The organism is Planococcus sp. TJ-307 (genome assembly GCF_058268435.1).
This window is the reverse complement of the sequence record NZ_JBZDOJ010000001.1, coordinates 1072150-1095405: the sequence shown is the minus strand read 5'-3', so window position 1 is coordinate 1095405 and position 23256 is coordinate 1072150. Positions and strand designations below refer to the sequence as shown.

Annotated in this window: 24 protein-coding genes and 1 tRNA gene; 8 read left to right on the top strand and 17 right to left on the bottom strand. The window is 43.1% G+C overall.

Annotated features, from left to right (window positions below):
• Positions 1–135: 135 nt before the first annotated feature.
• Positions 136–208: transfer RNA gene (locus tag AC4EHK_RS05275), tRNA-Val, on the top strand.
• Between the two features lie 64 nt (positions 209–272).
• On the opposite strand, the gene AC4EHK_RS05270 is transcribed toward AC4EHK_RS05275, so the two are convergent.
• The 6 genes from AC4EHK_RS05270 to AC4EHK_RS05245 all read right to left on the bottom strand — a co-directional run bounded on the left by AC4EHK_RS05270 (position 273) and on the right by AC4EHK_RS05245 (position 6644).
• Positions 273–635, bottom strand: a complete 363-nt coding sequence (locus tag AC4EHK_RS05270) for a YolD-like family protein (protein ID WP_490977735.1) — start codon at positions 633–635, stop codon at positions 273–275.
• 12 nt (positions 636–647) lie between these two features.
• Entirely contained in the window at positions 648–1904 is a 1257-nt protein-coding gene (locus AC4EHK_RS05265; protein ID WP_490977734.1) for a Y-family DNA polymerase, read from the bottom strand.
• A 430-nt stretch (positions 1905–2334) separates the two neighbouring features.
• Positions 2335–4368, bottom strand: coding sequence for a TRAP transporter permease (locus AC4EHK_RS05260; protein ID WP_490977733.1), 2034 nt, complete (start codon positions 4366–4368; stop codon positions 2335–2337).
• Complete coding sequence (locus AC4EHK_RS05255; protein WP_490977732.1) at positions 4358–4957, bottom strand: DUF1850 domain-containing protein; 600 nt, start codon at positions 4955–4957, stop codon at positions 4358–4360. Before AC4EHK_RS05255 ends, AC4EHK_RS05260 begins: the two co-directional genes overlap by 11 nt.
• A complete protein-coding gene (locus AC4EHK_RS05250) occupies positions 4958–5938 on the bottom strand; it encodes a TAXI family TRAP transporter solute-binding subunit (protein ID WP_490977731.1) in 981 nt (326 codons plus the stop codon).
• Positions 5939–6059: 121 nt separating this feature from the next.
• Positions 6060–6644, bottom strand: coding sequence for a phosphatidylglycerophosphatase A family protein (locus tag AC4EHK_RS05245; RefSeq protein WP_490977730.1), 585 nt, complete (start codon positions 6642–6644; stop codon positions 6060–6062).
• A 104-nt stretch (positions 6645–6748) separates the two neighbouring features.
• Here AC4EHK_RS05245 and AC4EHK_RS05240 point away from each other — a divergent pair, with 104 nt between their 5' ends.
• The 3 genes from AC4EHK_RS05240 (at position 6749) to AC4EHK_RS05230 (ending at position 8486) form a co-directional block, all read left to right on the top strand.
• Positions 6749–7471, top strand: coding sequence for an alpha/beta hydrolase (locus tag AC4EHK_RS05240; RefSeq protein WP_490977729.1), 723 nt, complete (start codon positions 6749–6751; stop codon positions 7469–7471).
• A 64-nt stretch (positions 7472–7535) separates the two neighbouring features.
• Positions 7536–8054, top strand: coding sequence for a YjcG family protein (locus AC4EHK_RS05235; protein ID WP_490977728.1), 519 nt, complete (start codon positions 7536–7538; stop codon positions 8052–8054).
• Positions 8055–8486, top strand: coding sequence for a GNAT family N-acetyltransferase (locus AC4EHK_RS05230; protein ID WP_490977727.1), 432 nt, complete (start codon positions 8055–8057; stop codon positions 8484–8486). It begins immediately after the preceding gene.
• Positions 8487–8550: 64 nt separating this feature from the next.
• Here AC4EHK_RS05230 and fabI read toward each other — a convergent pair whose 3' ends face one another.
• Together fabI and mgtE are read right to left on the bottom strand one after the other, a co-directional pair.
• The gene (gene fabI / locus AC4EHK_RS05225; RefSeq protein WP_490977726.1) at positions 8551–9321 is read right to left on the bottom strand and encodes an enoyl-ACP reductase FabI; all 771 of its coding nucleotides are present in this window, start codon (positions 9319–9321) and stop codon (positions 8551–8553) included.
• Positions 9322–9400: 79 nt separating this feature from the next.
• Positions 9401–10771 carry a magnesium transporter gene (gene mgtE / locus AC4EHK_RS05220; RefSeq protein WP_490977725.1) on the bottom strand — a complete coding sequence of 457 codons (1371 nt, stop codon included), beginning with the start codon at positions 10769–10771 and terminating at the stop codon, positions 9401–9403.
• A 102-nt stretch (positions 10772–10873) separates the two neighbouring features.
• Here mgtE and prpE point away from each other — a divergent pair, with 102 nt between their 5' ends.
• Entirely contained in the window at positions 10874–11611 is a 738-nt protein-coding gene (gene prpE / locus AC4EHK_RS05215; RefSeq protein WP_490977724.1) for a bis(5'-nucleosyl)-tetraphosphatase PrpE, read from the top strand.
• On the opposite strand, the gene AC4EHK_RS05210 is transcribed toward prpE, so the two are convergent.
• The 4 genes from AC4EHK_RS05210 to AC4EHK_RS05195 form a co-directional block, all read right to left on the bottom strand.
• Positions 11608–12483 (bottom strand): RluA family pseudouridine synthase, encoded by an 876-nt coding sequence (locus AC4EHK_RS05210; protein ID WP_490977723.1) that lies wholly within the window; start codon positions 12481–12483, stop codon positions 11608–11610. The two genes, prpE and AC4EHK_RS05210, sit on opposite strands and share 4 nt — an antisense overlap.
• Positions 12484–12488: 5 nt before the next feature.
• Positions 12489–13295 carry an NAD kinase gene (locus AC4EHK_RS05205; protein ID WP_490977722.1) on the bottom strand — a complete coding sequence of 269 codons (807 nt, stop codon included), beginning with the start codon at positions 13293–13295 and terminating at the stop codon, positions 12489–12491.
• Positions 13292–13969 (bottom strand): GTP diphosphokinase, encoded by a 678-nt coding sequence (gene yjbM / locus AC4EHK_RS05200; RefSeq protein ID WP_490977721.1) that lies wholly within the window; start codon positions 13967–13969, stop codon positions 13292–13294. Before yjbM ends, AC4EHK_RS05205 begins: the two co-directional genes overlap by 4 nt.
• Positions 13970–14062: 93 nt before the next feature.
• Positions 14063–14452, bottom strand: a complete 390-nt coding sequence (locus AC4EHK_RS05195; protein ID WP_490977720.1) for a UPF0738 family protein — start codon at positions 14450–14452, stop codon at positions 14063–14065.
• A gap of 206 nt (positions 14453–14658) precedes the next feature.
• Here AC4EHK_RS05195 and AC4EHK_RS05190 point away from each other — a divergent pair, with 206 nt between their 5' ends.
• From AC4EHK_RS05190 to AC4EHK_RS05180, 3 genes are all read left to right on the top strand, one after another.
• Positions 14659–15246 carry a CYTH domain-containing protein gene (locus AC4EHK_RS05190; RefSeq protein WP_490977719.1) on the top strand — a complete coding sequence of 196 codons (588 nt, stop codon included), beginning with the start codon at positions 14659–14661 and terminating at the stop codon, positions 15244–15246.
• Between the two features lie 104 nt (positions 15247–15350).
• The gene (locus AC4EHK_RS05185) at positions 15351–15749 is read left to right on the top strand and encodes a globin domain-containing protein (RefSeq protein ID WP_490977718.1); all 399 of its coding nucleotides are present in this window, start codon (positions 15351–15353) and stop codon (positions 15747–15749) included.
• Positions 15746–16543 (top strand): ClpXP adapter SpxH family protein, encoded by a 798-nt coding sequence (locus tag AC4EHK_RS05180; RefSeq protein ID WP_490977717.1) that lies wholly within the window; start codon positions 15746–15748, stop codon positions 16541–16543. The genes AC4EHK_RS05185 and AC4EHK_RS05180 overlap by 4 nt, the downstream gene beginning before the upstream one ends.
• A 624-nt stretch (positions 16544–17167) precedes the next feature.
• Here the strand turns inward: AC4EHK_RS05180 and pepF are convergent.
• The 5 genes from pepF to AC4EHK_RS05155 all read right to left on the bottom strand — a co-directional run bounded on the left by pepF (position 17168) and on the right by AC4EHK_RS05155 (position 23159).
• Positions 17168–18976 (bottom strand): oligoendopeptidase F, encoded by a 1809-nt coding sequence (pepF, locus tag AC4EHK_RS05175; protein WP_490977716.1) that lies wholly within the window; start codon positions 18974–18976, stop codon positions 17168–17170.
• Between the two features lie 45 nt (positions 18977–19021).
• Positions 19022–20170: a competence protein CoiA gene (locus AC4EHK_RS05170; protein WP_490977715.1), complete on the bottom strand. Its 1149-nt coding sequence runs from the start codon at positions 20168–20170 to the stop codon at positions 19022–19024.
• Positions 20171–20199: 29 nt separating this feature from the next.
• Positions 20200–20856 (bottom strand): adaptor protein MecA, encoded by a 657-nt coding sequence (gene mecA / locus AC4EHK_RS05165; protein ID WP_191713877.1) that lies wholly within the window; start codon positions 20854–20856, stop codon positions 20200–20202.
• Positions 20857–21098: 242 nt separating this feature from the next.
• Positions 21099–21494 carry a transcriptional regulator SpxA gene (gene spxA, locus AC4EHK_RS05160; protein ID WP_006829729.1) on the bottom strand — a complete coding sequence of 132 codons (396 nt, stop codon included), beginning with the start codon at positions 21492–21494 and terminating at the stop codon, positions 21099–21101.
• 456 nt (positions 21495–21950) lie between these two features.
• Positions 21951–23159 carry a putative glycoside hydrolase gene (locus tag AC4EHK_RS05155; protein WP_490977714.1) on the bottom strand — a complete coding sequence of 403 codons (1209 nt, stop codon included), beginning with the start codon at positions 23157–23159 and terminating at the stop codon, positions 21951–21953.
• Positions 23160–23256 lie beyond the last annotated feature (97 nt).

Genomic DNA, 23256 nt, shown 5'->3' with positions numbered 1-23256 from the left:
TCAACAAACAAGGCAGAAACAACAATCATAAAAACTTTTCAACTTTTTTCAAAAAGCTATTGTAGTGCTCGTCTCAAACGTATATACTAAATAATGTCGAAGTACTGTAAGCGTCATTACATAAACGTTTACCACGATTCCTTAGCTCAGCTGGGAGAGCGCTACCTTGACAGGGTAGAGGTCGCTGGTTCGAGCCCAGTAGGAATCATATAAAAGCAACCGCGTAGCCTTTGGGCTGTGCGGTTTTTCTTTTGCGATAGACTTGGCAGTTTCTAATCAACAATCACAATTGAAATGACTTCATCCATCGGCAGCCTGTGGTTCGCCAATTGATCTCCATAAATCAGCATCCGGCTTGTCGCATCGATTCCTTTAATCACCCCTCTGTTTGTATAGATCACCCCGGCCTTCCAGCTGTGGATAATGACGTTGCATTGGCGTTTGAGTGCAATGTCCATTTCTTCCTGTATCAACTCCAGATCGAATTCATTTAGATCGGGTTTTGGCACCCATTCGTCTTTTTCATACCATGCCCGGATCAACTCAACATGCTCTGGCAACATTAACGCTGTCCACTTAATGCGCCCACGGTCTTTGATGTCTCCTACTGTTTTCAAGTATTTATTGCGCTTCATTGGGCCACCTCCTTATTCTTTATTATGTCCGCCAATCAATTTTGTTCTTGCAATGGCCGTTCCTGCCGCAGTACCCGAGATTCCCCGGTAAATCGCCGAGTAGCCATATCGTTTTCGGATCCTGTCCATCGCTTCTCCAAGGCTTCTGTTTTCAAATTTTTTCTCATCGAAAAGGCTTAGCTGCATTGTTGATTCTTCTTCTAGGTTGCTAATCGCCAGTGAAATCTGCCGAATGGGTTTGTACTGAAAATTCTCCCTGAAAATCTGCAAGCAAACCTGGTACATCTTTAAAGTGTCGTTTGTTGCTTCGTCAATAGAGCGTGAGCGTGAAAATCCTCCGCCAAAAGCGGTCTTGCTGTAAACCATGCTCAAATGGATGGTTCGCCCTGCACGGCGGGCTTGCCGCGTTCGCATAGCGACATCTTCGCACATTTCCAGGATAATCGTCATGATGTCTTTTTCTTCTATGTAATCCCGATACAAAATTTGTCCTTTCCCGTAACTGATCTGGCCTTCGATTAAAGGCGATCCCATATCTGATAAATCGATGCCATTGGCATGCTGATGGAGCTGGTTTCCCATAATGCCAAACTGTTCTTCCAGGAGGGCAACGTCTGTGCACGCCAAATCGCCAACAGAATAGATGCCCATACTGTTCAAGGTTTTTTCTGTCCGGTGCCCAATTCCCCACATTTTACTCAACGGTCTTACTGGCCACAACTTCATGGCAATGTCCGTGTGAGTCCAATAGGCGAAACCTTTTTCTTTCGCTTCCAAATCCAGTGCCAATTTGGCCATCAGCATATTTGGCCCTCCCCCAACTGCAGAAGGCAATTTGAAATCATCCAGAATTTCCTGCTGGATGCGGTGCATGGTGGAGGTCGGCGGACCCCATAGCTTTTCAGTTCCGGTCAACTCGATAAAACTCTCGTCTACACTGTAGATATGAATCGATTCTTTCGGCACATAAGTCCCCAACAATTCGGTGATGGCCATGGACTTTTGCAAGTACAGTTTCATTTTTGGCTCGATCAGCAAAATATCGGGATGATCCGGAATTTCAAAAAGCCGGGTGCCGGTTTTCACACCAAACCGCTCCTTCATCATCGGCGATGCCGCTAAAACAACACTCCCTTTCCGCTCCTGATTTCCAACTACCGCGAGGCAGACTTCGAGCGGATCCAAACCCAGCTCAACGGCGGAAACGCTGGCATAAAAGCCGCACATATCAATACAAAATATATAACGTTCTGGCAATTCAAAAGCCATTACAATTACCACCTCTCGAAAGGGAACGTTTGTTCTTATTCTATACCACGAATATCACGACGACAATCCCTTTTACGAAAATATAAATTTGGTATATAGCAAGTGCGAATTCCTATAGAAAGGTTTTCCAACAATCGTTCTTTTTGTTAAGCGGACACAACAGCCGATTCGTCAAATTTTCTAACTACTTTACATTTGGCCCGAGGCATTATATGATTAGCCAAGTAAAAGATTTGGCATCGATCGTTCTTAGGAGATTGTCGAAATCAATAGGAACCATTGGGTGCCAAACCCACTGCAAGCTTTAGGAACAAAGTTTGCTTTGAAAAAGTCATCGCCTTCGGGTGATGACTTTTTTCGTTGTTCCTGGTAAAGATAATGAAACAATAAAACCGGCCGGAGCATACGCCCCGACCGGTTTTGTGTTTTACTAAGCTTCTGCTGTTTTCGCAGGTTTTTTATCGCGTGCTATCCATTGAAGTCCGAATAAGATGACAAATGAAATGGCACCAATTGTATCAGACAATCCTTCTGGATAAATCAACGCCAATCCAGTTGCAAAGGTAATAATGCGTTCGAACCAGTTAAGCTTCCGGTACCAATACCCGATCAGCCCTGCTCCAATTGCAACCATTCCTGTTAGAGCTGTAATCAATACCCAAATCAATTCAGGCCAAGTAGTATCGATCATTAGGAGCGATGGAGACAATACGAACATATAAGGAATAATAAACGCGGCGGCTGCTAATTTGGCTGCAGTAAATCCAGTCCGTATCGGCTCTCCGCCTGAGATGCCTGATGCTGCAAATGCTGCAAGCGCAACAGGTGGTGTAATGTCTGCGATAATCCCGAAGTAGAAAACAAATAGGTGGGCAGACAAAGCGACCACAAGCGGCACGGCTGCTCCAACCGGCTCATCCAGCATCAATAGCGTGATAATGGCTGGCGCCGCTATCGTAGAGGTGATGACATAGTTGGCAGTCGTTGGCGATCCCATACCTAAAACAATTGCTGCAAGCATTGTGAAGAATAACGTTAACAGGATATTTCCTCCTGAAGCTGAAACCAATCCGTTTGCCAAACTCAATCCGAGTCCGGTCTTTACAACTACCCCAACGATAATCCCCGCTGCTGCCGTTGCAGCTGCGACAGCTAAAGCCGTGCGAGCACCGTCAACAAGCGCCATAATGATATCTTTGAAATTCAAACGCGTTTCTTTATTGAAAGCACTGACGAAAATCGTCAACAGGATTCCGTAAAGTGCTGCCTGCATAGTCGGAATGCCGATTAAAAGGAAGACAATAATCGCCACAATCGGCAACAGAAGATAAATCTTTTTCAAAACTTCCTTCCGATCTGGCATTTCCTCTGGTGAAAGACCTTTCAACCCAATCCGTTTTGCTTCGAAATGAGTCATAATCCAAACACCTGTGAAATACAAAAGAGCTGGTATTGTAGCTGCTTTTGCAATTTCCCAATAAGTGACTCCCCCGATAAACTCAACCATCAGGAAAGCTGCGGCACCCATAATCGGCGGCATTAACTGTCCGCCTGTTGATGCTGCGGCTTCTACCCCACCGGCAAACTCTTTCTTATATCCAAGCTTTTTCATCATCGGAATCGTATACGAACCCGATGTTACAACATTGGCAACCGAACTTCCCGAAATAGTCCCTTGCAGGGCGCTTGAGAAAATCGCTACTTTTGCTGGTCCTCCTGTCAAATTCCCGGCCAGTGAGACGGCCAAGTCATTAAAATACTGCCCGACTCCTGTTTTCACCAGGAAGGATCCGAATAGTAGGAAGGTAAAAATGAAAGTTGCGGATACGCCAATTGGCGTTCCCAGTATCCCATCGGTAGTGTAGAACATCAGTTGAACAATCGAATCCAAATCCTGGCCTCTGTGACGTAAAAAGCCTGGGAAATAAGGACCGAAAAAGGCATATACTAAAAACAGACTGGCAATAACCGTAATCGGCATGCCCACTGCCCGACGCGTCGCTTCAAGCGTTAGCAGGATCGCTAAAATTCCGACAATCAAATCCAATTCGGTAACCCGTCCGAGACGGAATACCAGATCATCGTACATGATTGGCCAATAGGCAGCTACGCCAACTGACAGCAAAGCTAGAATATAGTCGTACCACGCCACTTTATGGCGAATCCCTTTGCGCTTTCTGGCAGGGAATAATATGAAAATTAAAGATAGGGCAAAGCCTAAGTGAATCGACCGCTGAATATAGGCAGTGTACTGACCAAAAATAGCGGTATAAAGTTGAAATAAGGAAAATGCCAATAAACCGAAAAAGACAACGTGCTTAATCATTCCACTTAAATCCCGCGTATTGGATTCAGGGTCATACTTTTGTAAAACTTCCTTTTGCTTTTCCGCTGAGATGTAAGATTCATCTTCCGGCGGCAACTTGTGCTGGTTGCGTTCTTCTGGCGGCAACTTATCGCTCATCAATTCTCACTCCTTCTCTTAGTTGAAACAAGGATAAGCGCTCTACCCTAAAAGTATAAGACTTACCTCTTTCAAGCGTTTTTTTCAAATCCATCTCATGTCCCTTTGTAATGAAAGACAACCCTGCATCAACATCTCCCACAAACAGACGAAACTCAGGAATTTCCCTGGTCATATTTTTAATAAAGTATTTCCCGTCTTTTTCGACAAAGGTCTCGCCTTCTCCTGCATTTGAAGGCATGCCAATGTTGAAATCTTCGTATTCGAGTTCTGTCATCATCAAAACATTATTTTCCACTACTTTATAGCTCTCAATAACTTCTGACAGATGAATCGAATGTGTATACTGGATTTGGAAAAATGGGCTTTCTACCGGTACATAAGCTGCTGTCTTTTCAGTCTTATTATCGATAAACACATAATACTTATGGAGAGGGAAGAATGCGATTAAGGAGCCGATTAAGATAGGGGCAATCAATAGTGGAAGAACAAGCTGTATCCGGAGTCTCCGCATATGTTTCTCCTCCATCTGAAAACAAATAACTGACGGCAGAGCTTGCGCTTTACCGTCAGTTAATCGCTCATTCAATTAATTTACTTCGTCAAAATATGCTTGCGCTCCTGGATGAACATCGATTCCGATTCCGTCAAGAGCCGTTTCAGCCTGGATAAATTCAGCTTTTGCATGTTGAATTTGATCTGTGTTTTCGTAGATCGCTTTCGTAATGTCATAGACAAGATCTTCTGAAAGGTCATTCTGAACTACCAGCATCGCCAAAACAGAAACGGTTGGAACTTCTTCAGTCAATCCGTATATGCCCGATGGTACAGTATCATGCGCATAGTATGGATATTTTTCAATCAGTTCGTCAGCTTTGTCCTGTTCTACAGGTACAATGACAACGTCTGAAGTTGCTCCAAGACTTTCAACTGCGCCTGTTGGAGTTCCTGCAGTGATGAATGCCGCGTCAATTTGACCTGACTGCAAGCTTTCCTGAGACTCACCAAAGTCAAGGTTTTGCGCATCAATGTCGTCCATCGTCATGCCATGAATTTCCAATAATTGTTCCGCATTAATATAAGTTCCGGATCCAGGGGCACCAACAGAGATGCTTTTGCCTGCCAAATCTTCGTATGAAGCAATTCCAGAACTTGCAGTGGTAACCAATTGGATCGTTTCTGGGTAAAGTGCACCAATGGCCGAAACCGTATCGATGACTTCGCCTTCGAACATGTTCGTTCCTTCAGCAGCGTAAAATGCTGTATCCGTTTGGACAAATGCAATTTGTGCCGCTCCATCAGCAAGTGCCGTCATGTTCGCAGCAGATGCCTGTGAAACTTCAGCCGTCGTATCCAAACCGGTTTCGTTTTCAACGATTGTGGCCATTGCGCCGCCCAGTGGATAGTAAGTTCCTGTTGTGCCGCCTGTCAGGATGCTTAGGAATTCAGGATCCGCTGCCCCGCCGCCTTCGCCTTCCGGTTCTGTAGCTGCGTCATCTCCGCAACCTGCTAAAAATACAGATCCTGCAAGAGTTACTGCAGCAAATAAACCAAATTTCTTGTTTAACATAAGGTGACCTCCCTTTTCTATCGTGTTTTATGTTCCAATTTAATAATAGCATGTCTTTCTTACTAGTTTCAACGACTTTCAAAAATACAACCGCTTACAGCGGGAACATTTAGAAAACTCTTTACGTTTCAGCACCCTCTACATGGGTTTCAGGTGCTGTATCTTCTGGGGCCAAATCTTCGAATGTTTTTCCCTGCTCTTCGAGATCACGGGTCCTATGGGCGATGCGCGCTGATGCACATGCAGCGATACTTGCCACCAAATCATCCAGGAATGTGTGAACCTGACCGCCGTATTTTGTATCGAGCTTGTGGATGATTCCGGTTTTGTTTTTATCCAAATGCCCGAATGTTGTAACGGCGATGCTGCCGTAAGTTAAAACTGCACCCAAGCCGATCATTTCATCAACGCCAAACAACCCTTCATCCGATCCGACAATCTGTTGCAGCGGACGCGACAGTTTCCCTTGCTCCGCCAATTCATCCAATTCGATGCCGACCAACAAGGCGTGCTGCATTTCGCGCTTACGCAAAACACTTTCAACTGATTCCATGCAATGTTCAATTTTAAGGCCTTCATTAAATGGCAGCTGCATATCCAAAACAATTTTGGCTATGTCTTCATTGGTAACGCCTCTGCGTTCTAATGCTTCATGCGTTGCTTTTGTCACGTCGTCTGAATGAACTCGAAATCTTGCACCGTCCATGTAAAAAACCCCTTTCGCCTTAATAAGTTGGTGTTCTTTCCCATTATACCTTGGACATTCAGTATGGTACAATTTTCTTACAAACCCTTAAAGGAGGACTCTAAATGACGACTGGAAAGGTAGAAGATTTATCCATCTACAGCAAGGAACTCCAAGAAGACATGCAATTGCTCGTCTATCTTCCTTCCAATTTCTCGCCTCTTTATAAATACACCCTGGTCATTGCTTCTGACGGCAAGGACTATTTTCAATTGGGGCGTATTCCCCGTGTTGTGGATGAATTATTGGGAAGTCAAGAAATTGAAAACATTATCGTGGTCGGCGTACCTTATAAAAGCGTCGCAGACCGAAACAAAAAATACGAACCTACCGGTGAACAGCATGGTGCTTACCTGCGCTTTCTGGCACATGAACTGGTACCGTTTCTTGACGAAAAATATCCTACCTACCAAGTTGGGATGGGACGTGCATTAATTGGCGATTCGCTGGCCGCGACCGTATCACTCATGGCAGCATTAAAATATCCGAACATATTCGGGCGCGTTATTTTGCAATCGCCAAAGGTTGGGAAAGAAATGATGACAGCAGTTGAAACTTTCCAATCGGCTAATTCCTTTACCGTTTACCATGTGATTGGAAAAGAAGAAACAGCCGTCAAACTTGGCAATGGCACTACCGAAGATTTTGTCGAACCAAATCGGCAATTAAATAATTTAATGAAAAATAAAGGGTTTTCGATCTTTTATGAAGAATTTGAAGGAGACCATACTTGGAAGCACTGGCAGCCTGATTTGAGGCGTGCGCTTATTCAGAACTTTGGCATGTAGCTGAGTGCCGCTCCAAGACAAAGCAACAGTATGAATGGTTATTACAGACAAGGAGGTCATTAAGATGAAATATGGAGTCGCAGCTTTTCCTTCAAAAAAATTGCAGGATCTTGCCAATTCGTACCGAAAACGATATGATCCGCATTATGAATTAATTACTCCTCACATGACGCTAAAAGAACCGTTTGAGGCCGATGCATCAACCATTAAGGACGTTGCAGCAGAAATGCAGAACATCGCCAAACGGCAAAAGCCGTTCAAACTGCATGCTACGCGTGTCAGTACATTTTCGCCGGTTACCAATACCTTGTATTTTAAAGTGGAGCCAAATGCGGCAATTGCGGCGTTGCACGAAGATCTTCATTCCGACTTTTTTGGAGGCATGCCCAAGCATTCTTTCGTTCCGCATATCACAATCGGGCAAAAGTTTTCCGATACCGAGCACGCCGATGTTTATGCACAACTGAAGATGGCTGGTATTGACCACGAAGAAGTGATCGATCGCATGCACCTGCTTTATCAGTTAGAAGATGGTTCATGGACAGTTTACGAGACATTCAGATTAACTGGAGATGATCAATAAGTGCTAAAAGTAAAAATTGCTGAAATCCAAATGGAAAAAGAACAGGCTTTTGATATCCGCAGAAAAGTTTTTGTGGATGAACAACATGTTCCCATTCATATTGAAATGGATGAGTACGATGATACCGCGATTCATTTTATCGGCTATCAACTGGAGCAGCCGATTGCGGCAGGACGCATTCGTGAAGTGGAGTCAGGTCTGGGGAAAGTTGAGCGCGTGTGCGTACTTTCCGAATACCGCGGCCAGCATATAGGCGTTCTGATGATGAACGAGATGGAAGAGTATGCACGGACAAACGGCCTTTTCAGACTCAAATTAAATGCCCAAACCCATGCACTCCCCTTCTATGAAAAATTGGGCTATGACATCACATCCGATGAATTTATGGATGCTGGCATTCCCCACAAATCGATGGAAAAAGTCATTACTTAATTTATCAATAACAAAAAACGCAGATTGGCCAGTGACTCGGCCAATCTGCGTTTTTCTGTAGGTTTTATAAAATATGGAACCCGCTGTCTACATGGATGGTTTCTCCTGTAATCCCGCGTGACATGTCGCTGAATAGGAACGCGGCGGTATCGCCCACTTCTTCAGGTGTCGTGTTGCGGCGAAGCGGTGCTTTTTCTTCGATTTCGTGAAGGATCGAATTGAAATCGCTGACCCCTTTTGAGGACAAGGTACGAATTGGGCCTGAAGAAATGGCGTTGACACGGATGCCATGTCGTCCAAGATCAGCCGCTAAATAACGGACGGACATTTCTAGGGAAGCTTTGGCAACTCCCATGACATTGTAGTTCGGCATAACACGTTCGCCGCCAATATACGTTAATGCGACGATGCTTCCGCCTTCTGCCATTAAGGGCTTGGCGTTTTTCGCGATGCTCGTCAAAGAATAGGCGCTGATGTTATGCGCCAATAGGAAACCATCTCGTGATGTATCCGAAAAGTCGCCGGACAACTCTTCGCCTTTAGCAAACGCGATGCAGTGTGCCAATCCGTGGATCGTTCCCACCTGTTCTTTAATAGCGGTAAAGCATTCCGCGACTGCTTCGTCGTTGGTCACGTCACAAGGCAAAATTAGTTCATGGCTGCCGTCAAGCGTTGCCACCAAGTCCCGAACTGATTTTTCAAAGCGTTCTCCTGCATACGTAAAAATCAGATTGGCTCCCGATTGGTCTAAAGAGCGTGCGATTCCCCAAGCGATGCTGCGTTTGTTGGCTACTCCCATAATGACAAAAGTCTTTCCTTTTAATGATATTGACATGTCCATTCCTCCTGCGTCTGTTATTATTACCTGGTACTAATAATACCTCACAAAAAAGAAAAGTGCAATTCGCACTTTTCTAGAGTCGGCTAAGAAACGTAGTGGCTAAGCCTAAATAAATGACGATTGAAATGATATCATTCAAAGTGGTAATAAAGGGCCCAGATGCCACGGCTGGATCAATTTTCATGCGGTGAATCAATAACGGAATAAATGACCCCGCCAAGGTTGCCACAAAAATAGAGCTCATCACGGCTGTTCCAACGAGCATGCCGATCAGCAATTCATCTTTCCAAAAATAAACGAGTCCAACAACGACAATACCACACACTACACCGGTAATCAGTCCTGTACCCGCTTCACGGAACAACAGCTTCATTTTGCTTTGTTCTTCAATGTCGCCGGTCGCAATGCCTCGTACAGCAACAGCAAGTGCCTGTGTTCCACTGTTCCCGGCCATTCCGGCAATCAGTGGAATAAAGACCGCCAACAACGCGACTTCATCCAATGTCGCTTCAAACATGCCCATTAAGTTCGCTGTCAGCATTCCAAGAAATGTCAGCAACAGCAGCCAGGGCAGGCGTTTTTTTGCAGCCGTCAACGGTCCTTTGTCAAAGGTATCCATATCGGAAACGGCGGCCAGTTTGGAGTAATCGTCCGACGCTTCTTCTTCGAGGACGTCAATGATATCATCGACTGTGATGATTCCAAGAAGATGATTTTGAAAATCGACAACCGGCAAAGCCAGGAAATCATAATCCTTGATCATCCGGGCCACTTCTTCTTGGTCTTCACTGACAGAAACGCTGACGACCCGTTCATTCATGATCGAACTGATGAGCGTATCTTCTTCAGCCAGGATCAAATCTCTTAACGTCACAATGCCCGACAATTTTTTATCATCATCAATGACAAACACATAATAGATGGTTTCAGCATTTGGTGCTGCATTCCGCAAAATGTTCATGGCCGAACGGACCGTAGAATTTTTTGGTATGGCCACAAACTCGGTGGTCATGATGGAACCCGCTGTATACTCTTCGTAATGCAGCAAGTCCTTGATTTGCTGCGCCGATTCCTTGTCCATAATCGTCAGGTAGCTGGCGACCTGTTCTTTATTCAATTCGTTTAAGACATCTACCGCGTCATCCGTGTACATATAAGACAACAAATCAGAAGCATAACGGGCGTCCATCTCGTGAAATAAATCTTCGTATTCATCATCATCCAAATCAATAGCTTCAAAAATATCCGCCATCTCTTTAGGAGAGAGATACTGATACAACAATTGCCTAGTTGCGGAATCCGCCTTTTCATAAAAACTTGCCTGGTCGTATGGATGATGCGATAAAAACTCATCGCGGAATTCTTTAACATCTCCGCGGATCAGCAATTCAGTAAATAACGCGTCGTTTAATTCTTCATCACGTACTACTTTTTCTTCCACCATGTATACTCCCTCCTTCCGAAGATTGTCTTTGCTTGCTATAGTATTCTATACGCTACACCATAGGTATGTATAGTAAATTTTAAAACAAAGAAGGTGCCCAATATGAAATACGACATTATCGGTGACATTCACGGCTGCTACCAAGAACTTTTGCAGCTCATCGAGCAACTCGGCTATCAAAAACAAGGAGCTTTGTTTGTGCATCCGGAAAAACGGCGACTGGCGTTTGTCGGCGATGCGATTGACCGTGGCCCACAGTCGCTTGATGTGCTGAGGTTGCTGTTTGCGCTGCAGGATGACGACATGCTTTATTATTCACCTGGCAATCATTGCAATAAACTTTTTCGTTTTTTTAAAGGCCATGATGTTCAACTCGCCCACGGCCTCGAAGTTACGGTAGCGGAATGGCAGCAACTGCCTGAACCGGAAAAAAAGCAATTCCGGAAACGCTATATTCATTTTTACGAACAACTTCCACATTACCAACAGCTGGAAAACGACTTGATTATTGCACATGCCGGATTAAAAGCTGAGATGATTGGAAAGCCGCTCAGCAAAGGCATCGCGATTTTTGTGTTGTATGGCGACATCACCGGAAGGTTCCATGCCGACGGCCGTCCTGTCCGGCGTGACTGGGCTAAATCCTATAGAGGGAGCAAATGGGTGGTCTATGGACACACGCCAACTATACAGCCTTATTTTATTAACAACACCGTCAATATTGATACCGGCTGCGTATTTGGAGGCACATTAACCGCTTTCCGCTATCCCGAAAAAGAAATTGTTTCGGTACCTTCCCAGCAGCCTTATCAACCAGAACGTTTTCACCTCTTCACCTAAATTAATGACTGCATGTCCTGATTCAGCACAGAACTGAAAAAAAGCTGATCTCCCGAAATCGGATGAACCAATTCCAACTCCGTACAGTGAAGCGCCTGGCGGTTCAGCAGGTCCCTTTTGCCGCCATACAAGTCATCGCCTAACAGCGGATGGCCGATATGCGCCAAATGAACACGGATTTGATGGGTTCTGCCAGTATTCAATTGCAGGGTAACATGCGAATAGCCTTCCAGCTTTTGGAGTACACGGACTTCGGTTTCTGCAAATTGGCCGTCAGCGCGCACCTCCCGTTCAATAATGCTGGCATTTTTTCGTCCGATGGGAGCGGTAATCGTAAATTCAGTTTGTTCTACAGTTCCATGAACCAATGCCTCGTACCGCCGTTTCATCTTTTTCTCCTGCTGCTGCAGTGAGATCATGTGATGGATATGGCGGTTTTTTGCGATGCAGACAAGCCCAGAGGTATCGCGGTCCAGCCGCGTCGCAATATGCAGAGTAGAAGGAATGCCATGGTCGTTGAAATGCTTAGCGACAATATTGGCCAAACTCCCAAACGGATGCTCTCGCGATGGAATGGTATTTTGCAGAGGGGGCTTTTCAACAATCAGCAATGCATCATCCTCGTAAACAATCTCCAAGTCACCGTCTTCAGCAGACAAGCCTTTTCCATGCGCTTCATTCGGAAAAATAACGGTCACGGCATCACCTGTTTCCAAGGGATGCCTGACCGTTACTTCTGCGTCATTTACCAAAATCCGGCCACCGCCGTATTTGACGGAAGCCAGTGTGCGTTTAGAGATGCCCCACTCCGTAAGTGCTTCGCGCAACAGACTGGGAGCTTTGGCAGTGTAAGTTAATTGAAAAGGCTTCATGGCGCTCAATCTGACAGCTCGCTGTCAATGAACGAATCATGGACACGCTGCCAGAATGGAAATGCGCGGAATCTGGCAAACCGGACTTTTTCATTCGCTACTTTATATTCAATCGATTTTACGTCTTTGTGAAGCAATTGAAGATGATCAATCGTGACCATAAAATCAGGTGCTTTTACCGGGCGCAAAGCACATCGATGATGGCCAGGCAAAACAAGCGGCGATCCCACTGTCCGGAAAACCCGATTATTAATCGAAGCCATTTCGGTTAATTGCATCGCCTGCAAAGACGGGTGGATAATCGCGCCTCCCAGTGCTTTGTTGTAAGCTGTGCTCCCTGAAGGCGTAGACATGCACAGGCCATCTCCCCTAAAGCGCTCGAAATGATGTTCGTTTAAAAAGACGTCCATAACCAGCGTGACATCCGGAGACTTGACAGTGGACTCGTTCAACGCTAAATAAACGGCCGGATCATCCAAATTCTGGTAGTGGATGCTGACTTCCAGCAACGGATACTCAATAACCTCGTATTCCTTTTTCGCAATCGATAAAACAAGTTTTTCAATTTCTATCGGCTTCCAGTCTGCATAAAAACCCAAATGGCCAGTATGTATTCCAACAAAAGCTACATCTGCCAGCTTCTCACTGTATTTATGAAATGCATGAAGCAAAGTTCCATCCCCGCCAATTGACAGGACAACATCAGGCGCTTCTTCGTTCCACTCCATCCCAAAATCCTCCAGGTAGTTTCGTGCAGTGGCCATCAACTCGTTGGATAATTTATCACTTCTCGATATGATATAAAACTTCATCGTTCTGGTCGACCTCCTTCTCTATCGGTTCGAAAATGGGTTCCGGGTGATTCCTTAAATTCGGTAAAATAGGCTTGAGCTTCCTGAATCTCATCGCGAATCTGAGACATTTCCTCGTCCAATTGAAACGCAGCTTCAGCAGCACGTTGAAGCCGATTCTTAATTTCTTCCGGAAAAACACCTTTGTATTTATAATTCAAGGAATGCTCGATTGATGCCCAGAAATTCATGGCCAAAGTCCGAATTTGAATTTCTGCTAAAATCAGCTGCTCTCCATTTATCGTTTGAACTGGATATTCCACAATCACGTGATAGGATCGGTAGCCACTTTGTTTTTCATTGGAGATATAGTCTTTTTCTTCCACAATGCGCAAATCTTTGCGCTGCCTCAACAAGCCGACCACCGTTTCAATATCCCCAACAAATTGGCACATCATGCGAATTCCAGCGATATCCTGCAATTGGTGGGCAAGTTCTTCGGAAGGCTCAAACGGAATGCCTTTTTCCAAGGTTTTGTCGTAGATGCTTGCTAAAGGCTTAACGCGGCCAGTCACAAACTCGATCGGCGAATTGGTATTGTCATTCTCAAATTGGCTTCGCATGCCTTTGAATTTTATCTTTAATTCATCTACTGCCTGTTTATATGGTGCTAAAAATCGATTCCATTGACCCATCCCCGGTCCTCCTCACTTCTTTTGCCCCGCTTTAACGGGCAGTAGGATCAACTAACAATTAGTGGGAGATTCCCCACCGATTGCAGTTTCTCTTTATGTTCGTGAAGCAAGTGCCTCATGAAATGCCTGTTCTACAGCCGTACGGAACGCTTCACCGTAATTGTCATTGCCTTCGATGTTCTCTACCAACATCCATAATTCTTCATGAAACTCTGCCAGCGGCATAATTTGTTTGCCCCATGTCAAGAGCGGAACTTTTTCTTGCTGCAGCGCTTTGGTCAACGCTGGCCATGTATGTACGCCAAACTGAACATATATATAGTCCGTACCCGTATCCAACAGATAGACAAACGCCTGATTGTCAGAATCTGTGAGCATTTGGCCTGAAGCTTCTATTGCTTCTGCTGGTTCCATTTCTTCAATGAAGAACTCAATTTTATTTTCAGTAATTTCGGTTCGGTTAATTGCCACAAGTTTATGCAAATCGATACTTCCTTTCTAGCTTCCTGTTATTGATATTTTAACACAGCTCTGCCATTCGTTGCAGTTTGCACTGAACTATCCGATAATGAAGTTACTGCCTAAACTGAACAAACGATGTGCTGCTTCGCTTCTTTCAAGAACCCTAGTGCAAGCAGATTATTCAATAGCAAAAGTTCTTCCAATTAATTTTTACAAAGAGGTGTCCCATGACAAAAGAACTTGAAATCGAATTTAAAAACATGCTGACTAAAAAAGAGTATATACGCTTGCTGGAAGATTTCGCTGCTTTTCATGACGGCCCCATCACCCAGCACAACCATTATTTTGATACAGCTGATTTTCAATTAAAGAAACAGCGCAGCGCTCTGCGCATCCGCAATAAAAGCGGCCTTTTTGAGTGCACATTGAAAACGCCGGCATCTGTTGGCAACTATGAAATTACTGATAAACTAACCAAAGAACAAGCACGGCGCATGCTCGATTTAAAAACGTTTGAAGCGGCAGAAGTCTCAGATACCCTGCAAAAAATGAACGTATCCATTGCCGAATTAAAGAAAATTGGGACATTGACTACCCACCGTGTGGAATTCGATTTGTTGGACGGCTTGTTGGTGATGGACCATTCCGAATACAACGGCCTGGAAGATTTCGAACTCGAGTTCGAAGTAACAGATGCCAAAGAAGGCAAAAAACGCTTCGCCAATTTTTTGCAGCAGCAAGGGATACCCGAGCGGCCAGCAAACAAAAAAATCGCACGTTTTATGGATTCTGCTTCTGCACATCCTCTAGATTAACATTTTTCAACCCTAAAATTTGCCAGCTGTTCAATCGATTTGTTTGAGATATTCAGGCTGCGTTGTTAGAATGAATTTACAGCTAAAGCAAAGGAGACACGATAATGACTGGAAAACCTATTATTCCGTACGAAGAGATCGGTGCGGAAACATTATCAAAGTTAGTCGATGCATTTTATGCTCGCGTAGCGGCACATCCACAGCTGCAGCCTATTTTTCCAAATGACCTTTCAGAAACTGCCCGTAAACAAAAACAATTTTTGACCCAATATTTAGGTGGACCGAATCTTTATTCAGAAGAACATGGCCATCCAAGACTCAAAGCACGGCACCACCCATTTGCAATTACGCCTGCTAGAGCTCAAGCTTGGCTGGAGTGTATGAGTGAAGCAATGGACGAAGTTGGGTTGAGTGGCAAATTCCGTGATACCTTATACAATCGCCTTGTTTTAACAGCCCATCATATGATCAATGAGTCTGATAGTGAGGAGGAGTTGGAGTGAGCAACTTAGACTTGGCTCAGGAAATTCGTGAGCCTGCGAATTCCTTTAAACCAATGGAACTGTATGTTTTCGTAGATCCGTTAAATTCGGAATGCTGGGAACTGCAGGGGATTATCCGAAAGTTACAGATTGAATACGGCCATTATTTTTCCATGCGCATTGTGTTGAGTACGCAATTATCCAATTTAAACAAAACAGTACTCTCATCAAATATTGATACCAATAATTTAACACATCCCGTTTTGCCTTCAGTAGCTATAAAAGCTGCAGAACTTCAAGGAAAACGATCAGGAAACCGGTTCCTTCACAAATTACAGGAGCATTTATTCCTCCAATCAAAAGACGTCTCTTCATACAGCGTCTTATTGGAAATTGCGGAAGAAGCAGAATTGGATCAGGAAGAGTTCAAATTGGATTTTCATTCTGTACATACCGCAAAAGCTTTCCAATGCGATTTACAGATCACCCGTGAAATGGAAATCAACGAAGTGCCAAGCATCGTCTTTTTCAATGAATGTATTGAAGACGAAGGTGTTAAAGTATCCGGACTTTATTCGTACGATGTTTATCAAACAATTTTACAAGAAATGTTGGGGGAAGAAAGCTTGAACCGGCAAACCCCACCGTCCTTGGATGATCTTTTTACAAAATACTCAACGATGGCAACTAAAGAAATAGCCTCTATATACAATATTTCCGAACAAACCGCAGAATGCGAATTAAAAAAGCAAGTGCTTCAACAAAAACTTGAGCGCATTTGCATGCCAAAAGAAACTTTATGGAAAGTAAAATAAGCTGTGTCCCACTTTTGTGGGACACAGCTTATTTTTTGGGTCTTGGATTTGGCTTCGGAAAGTATTTGAGAGTTTTTGGAACGTATTTTATCTCTAGTGGAAAGTATTTAGCCCGAACTAGAAAGTATTCGTGCAGATTCAGAAAGTATATCCATTTAAATGGAATAAACCTTTTAAAAATGACCGTCGAATCTGCATGGGCGCTTCCGCTTTTCTTATTTTCCAGACTCCAGTGCCCAGATTCTCGGGGCATAAGCTACTCCGGCTGTGCGGCAAAAAACGCCGCTTCGCCAGATCGTCTTATGCCCGTCGAATCTCCACGGGCGCTTCCGCTTTTCTGTAACCAAAGCGAAAGGCGCCTTCCACGTCCGGAAGGCGCCTTTCTATATTACACAAAGGGGATGGGAGAAATGTTCACGCTCAAACAAAGGGGTGTATGTTTGTATGTGATTTATTTCACAACCCAATCTTATCATGGAATAATAGTTAATGCAATAATTCACAAATGCTTTCACAAATCTGTCATAATTAATCTGATTTAAAAATATCATTCTTTTATTTTAGTTATTTTAAAATAGCTAAAATAAAAGAAGTGGACTTAATGAGTCCACTTCTTTTACATAATTATTTATTCAGCAATAATTTCTCAAGTTCATTCAGCTTTTGTTCGAAGACTTTGCAGGCTTCTTCGACAGCTTTTGATTGCGTCATGTCGACACCAGCTTTTTTCAGCACTTCAATCGGATAATCCGAGCTGCCAGCCTTCAAAAACTCATTGATATAACGGTCTACTGCAGGCTGCCCTTCTTCAAGGATCCCTTTGCTAAGCGCAGTAGCTGCACTAAAACCAGTAGCATACTGGAAAACATAATAATTATAGTAGAAGTGTGGAATTCGTGCCCATTCCAACCCTATTTCTTCGTCAACTGCCACGTCGGGTCCGAAATACTTTTGATTTAATTCATAATAAACTTCTGTCAGGCGATCAGCTGTCAACGCTTCTCCGTCCTGATCCATTTTGTGCATCAAGTGTTCAAACTCCGCAAACATTGTCTGGCGGAATACAGTCCCCCGGAATCCATCGAGCCAATGATTCAGTAAGTAAATGCGCTCCTGGTCGTCTTCAGTGGAATTTACCATGTATTCGTTTAACAAAGCTTCATTAGTAGTCGAAGCCACTTCTGCTACAAAAATTGAATAGTCTCCATAGATGTAAGGCTGGTTCGCGCGTGTGTAATAGCTGTGGACACTATGGCCAAATTCGTGCGCCAATGTAAACAGATTGTCCACATTGTCCTGCCAGTTCATCAAAATATACGGATTGGTTCCGTAAGCCCCTGATGAATATGCTCCGCTGCGCTTCCCTTTGTTCTCTTTGACGTCTACCCAACGATTGTCGATGCCTTCTTGCACAATCCCTACATATTCCTCTCCAAGAGCTCCGAGGCCTTTAAGCATTATGCCTGTAGCTTTTTCATATGGAATCTCCATTTTTACTTCTTTGACTAGAGGCGTATGCATATCCCACATATGAACTTTGTCGATTCCAAGCACTTCTTTGCGCAGCGCTGCATAGCGGTGCAAAAGATGAAGATTGTTATTAACCGTTTCCACCAAGTTATCGTATACCGCTTCTGGAATATGATCGTCAGCCAATGCCGCTTGGCGAGCAGACTCAAACTTGCGAATGCGTGCATTGACGTTGTCGCGCTTAATGTTGCCTGATAAGGTGGAAGCAAAGGTATTGCGGAATTTGCCGTAAGTTGCGTATACCGCTTTAAAAGCATCTTCCCGTACACGGCGATCTTTACTTTCCAGGAAGCGAATGTAATTGCCGTGCGTAATCTGGACTTTTTCGCCCGACTCGTCTTCGATTTCTGGAAATTCCAAATCGGCATTGTTCAACATGCCAAACGTTTCAGAAGATGCACGGCTTACTTCCGACATTTGCGCAAGCAAAGATTCTTGTTCTGCAGGCAACACGTGTGGACGAAGCGAGTTTAATTCCTCAAGTGCTTGTTTGTATAGGTTCAATCCTTCATGACTTTCTACGTAGCTGTTTAGTACAGACTCTTCCAAAGCCAAAATTTCAGGCGTCAGAAACGACAAGCCAGCAGACACTTTCGCAAATAACGATTTTACACGGCTGTCCATCGCTTGGTATTTCGAGTTGGTCGTATCTTGATCGTAGCGCATATGCGAATACGTATAAAGGCGTCTTAAGCGCTCGGTCAATTCATCTTTATAAACCAGCACCTCATAAAGAGCGGCAGCACTTTCCTGCAATTTTCCTTGATACGACTCTGCTCTGTCTCCAATTGCAGAAACTTCCACAAACTCTTTTTCCCAAAGTTCATCGGTTTCGAATATATCTTCCAATTTCCACGTTAGTTCTGTTGGAACTTCTTCTCTTGCCAATACTTTGTTTACCATTTAACTTCCTCCTCTGTCCCATTCTTTCGGGAAACGAACTACACCTTATTTTCTCAATTTTCGCAAGTTTTTGCAATAGTTATGGTAAGTGATATCCAAAAGACTGGAATCTTCAGAGGAAAAGTCTTTTATCGCAACATACAGAGCCAGGTATTCTGACAATAACTCAGCAGCTTGAGATATTTTGGATGCATCTGTTAATGCCAATTTACCTGAAGCAACCAATTTTTCCATAGAAATCCCCTTTTCAAAAGCTGCTACTGCCTGTAATTGCCATAATACAGCAGGTTGTTTGAAACATTCGGCACCAAGTAACGGCAGTCCAAAAAAAGACGGCAAATCGGCCATATCCAGACGCAATTCGTAACATAAGCGGCAGTATAAGCTTTTAATTCGATTTTCGATGTACAACTGGCTTCGAATATATTGCTGTTGCAGATTGTAAAAAATACCGAGCACGACATTAAATTCATCTTTGTTCAGCTTTTTGGGTACTGCGAAAGGAAAGACTTGATTTCCAGCTCCAAGCGACTTGGTTTTTCCTACCCATCGATTTGCACTGACGTAAAACAAGTTGGAGTGATAATAAAATCGATTGTCAGTCGGATGGAACAACAGTATGAAAAAAGACTGAGCAGCATATTGCCTCATTTCAAGTTCATGTGTTTTCAGCCGGAGCAACCCGATTCCCTCGCAGTAAGGATCTTTTAAGCCTTTAATCCATACAGGCTCCTTATTCATCTTTAAATAGCCTTGTGAACGCTGTTTAAGTTGTCCAGCTTGTATTGCGCTGCATTGAAACTCGATGGCGATACGGCCATTAACCAAAAGATCTGCACGCTGACGAATTTCGGGAATATAGCTTTCTAATTCGACTTTAAAGTTACGCTGAGAGAAGAATTGATAAAGAAGAAGTTTTCCATGGAGATGGAGAGAAGATTCTGGTTCACTGAAGGTATCGCAAGAAGTAAGAGTTCGATGTGCAAAATGTGGGATATTGATTTTACCAACCTTTAAAACCAAAGGGGCACGGCAAGAAGGGCATGAAAAGTTTTTTCGAAGACGAATCTCCTGAAGTTCTGTTCGGGTATGCTTTCCAGTTAAATAAAACAATTCATCTTGTTCAGTTTTCGCTACCAGTATATTGATCACACTCCTTTCTTCCATTCTATGGAATTGATCCTTTTTTGGCAATAAAAAAAAGACCTCCTGAATAGGAGATCTTAACCAAAATAATGAAGTACATTTGAGAGCGCGTCTTCTTTGAAAATTGGTTTGCCGTATTCTTCAAGGCGATGAACAGTTACCGGTGAAATACGTAAATACTCAGTGATAATGCTGACATTGTTTTTGATGTCTTCTTCCGAATGAAGGATTTCATCAAAACTTGTGTAAAGGTAATACTTGTTTTCGAAATGATAAACTGCGGATTCAATTGGCACATACATTAACCGGCGCGCAATTGGCAACAGTTCCTCTACTTCAGAGAAAACAAATGTATATTCAAGTTTCTTAATGTCAGGCTCATCAAAAACCGGTTCGAATTCATCAAATTCCGGAGTGACCGCATCTTCACTTGCAAACATTTTACGGCGTTCTTCTATATCATCAGGCAAGTCAAGCTTCTGCCCATCTTTAGTTAATTGAGCACGTGTTACTGTAACTTCAAGACCTTTGTCCATAGCCTGGACTTGGATCCAAAGCGGACCTTCCATTACGAAATCGGCTTCTTCATTAACTTCATCCATCATTTCCCAAAAAAGCTCTTCGCTCTTATCTCTGTTAAACCAGATTTCGTCACGGCTAAACCCTCGCTCTTCAACGTCGAGATAGGAAATGTAAAATTTAACTGTGTTGTCGTTGATACGTTCGATTTCCATTTTACACCTCTCCTTTACGGTTTGGACTAAGAGAACATTCCTCAGAGCCGTGCTGTATTGCTTCTTACAAGTATAACTTTTTTCATTGCTAAAGAAAAAGTTTATGCCTATCACCTAAGACAAGTTACAAGTACATAGAGTTTAATGTACTTAACAGATTTATGCAACTAATTAAAATAAAGAAAAGCTGCCCAAGATCTTTTATGAAATACCATAAAGACCGGACAGCTGATGTGCTTTAGTTAGTTCACCATTCGCTGAGCTTCAAGCAATTGATAAGCTCTAACTTTGCGTGGAAGGAATCGGCGAATTTCATCTTCATTGTAGCCGACTTGCAAGCGTTTCTCGTCCATAATAATTGGACGGCGCAGCAATCCAGGATGCTCTTGAATTAATTCGTATAAACGCTGAAGCGGTAAACTCTCAACATCAACATTTAGTTTTTGGAATATTTTAGAACGGGTAGAGATGATTTCATCTGTGCCGTCTTCAGTCATACGTAAAATTTCTTTGATTTCGCTGATTGTCAATGGCTCAGAAAAAATATTGCGTTCTGTATATGGAATCTCGTGTTCCTCAAGCCAAGCTTTTGCTTTTCTGCAAGATGTGCAGCTTGGAGAAGTGAATAATGTAACCATCATAGTGGAGCACTTCCTTTCGGATTCTTGAAAATTATTTAATCGTTTCAAATTAGAATCATTATAGTTTAGAGGCTCTACATTCATTATACAATGTATGGTGAGAATTTAATAGCTTATATCCATAAAAAAATTAAAAATCAATCTTTTTGTCACATAATAGCTATATATTCATTATACTTAAACAACTACATAATATAATTTTACCCCTTTTTCTACAGTCGTAAACTTCTACACTAAAATTATTTATTCTCAGTTACAAAATCTTTTTGAAAATGTTCTTACACCTATATAATACGTTTCAAAAAGCAAATAGTTTCGTTTGAAGCTAAAATTTATGCGGAACAAATTTTTAAAACGATTAAGAATTACTTAGTTTTTCAAAACAAGGACTAGCAATACTGAATATTTATAAGCTGTTTTAAAAGAAAAATATAATAAGCTTTAAAGGGTCAGTTAAGGTGTATAGTCTACTCCAGGTGAATAAGAGTTTCCTGCATTCCACAAAAGATATTCATCGATTCCGTTGTCTTGTAACGCCTTGATTTGAGCTTCTACTTCTGCTTTGCCATATCTCTTATAGTTGCCTGATCCCAGGTAGCTTGCTGTGAAATCTTGCAGCCATGGCCGAGAGACCGGTGGATTGTCTAAAGCATCCAATACTTGATTTTCTACCTTGGCATATTCAGCTACTAGCTGATAGGGTTCAAGGTCCGGTTTGGCGATTCCAAAATAAGATGTCCAATGACTTGGGTAAATCATGGAAGAAATAACATCTACATTTTCTGAGATCCTCGAAAAATTCTGGCCGATGCCTGGAGCTTCCGGCAAAGTAGCCGCATAACCGAAAATATCAACTGACACTTCTACTCCATAAGGTGCTAACTGCTCTTTGGCGTATGCCACAAAATCCGTAACTGCCTCTACTCGTTTTTGTATCGGATCAATATCTGCATCTTCGTAGTCCCCGAGTGAGTAACTCAGACTATCCGCACGGTTTTCAAATCCTTCCGGAAAACGGACATAATCAAATTGGATTTCTTTAAATCCAAGTTTGGCTGCTTCGATGGCCACTTGCACATTATAATCCCATACTTCTTTCATAAACGGATTTACGAATGACTCACCTCGGTTGTTTTTCCAAACTTGATCACCGTCCATAAACGTCAGTTCTGGTCTTTTTTCAGCCAAAACCGTATCTTTAAAAACAACTACACGAGCAATTGGATAAATTTCTTTTTCCTCTAATCGTTCCAGCATCGCTCGTGGATCTTTTATTAAGGCTTGTCCCATATCAAATTCAGCCAACCGGGATCCTTCTTCAGGTATGTATGTTAAGTACCCGAGATCTTCTTTAATATCAATTACCATGGCATTCAAATCCGATTCATCTACCAGATTGATTAAAGAATCGAATCGTTGTCCTCCTGCAGAGTTAGCCGTCACAAATATTCCCCGGACAGCATCTGGATAAGCAAATTCCAAGCCTGAATCAAAGGTATACAAACTTGATGCAGCCAATACTTTTGGATCAAGTTCTACAGTGTGGTAAGTTCTAGGTGTGAAATCTGGTGCCTCGTCTTCTTCCGCAGCATAGACACTGCCTGCACTTGCTAAACTTATACTTGCTGCATAAATAGCCAGCCACTTCCATGATTTTTTCATTCTCTGCACCCCTTTATTCCACTTCCCCAGTTTAAAAGACATTCTTTATATCGAATAATCTCTGCAAAAGTCAGATTGATTTAACAAATAATCGCAT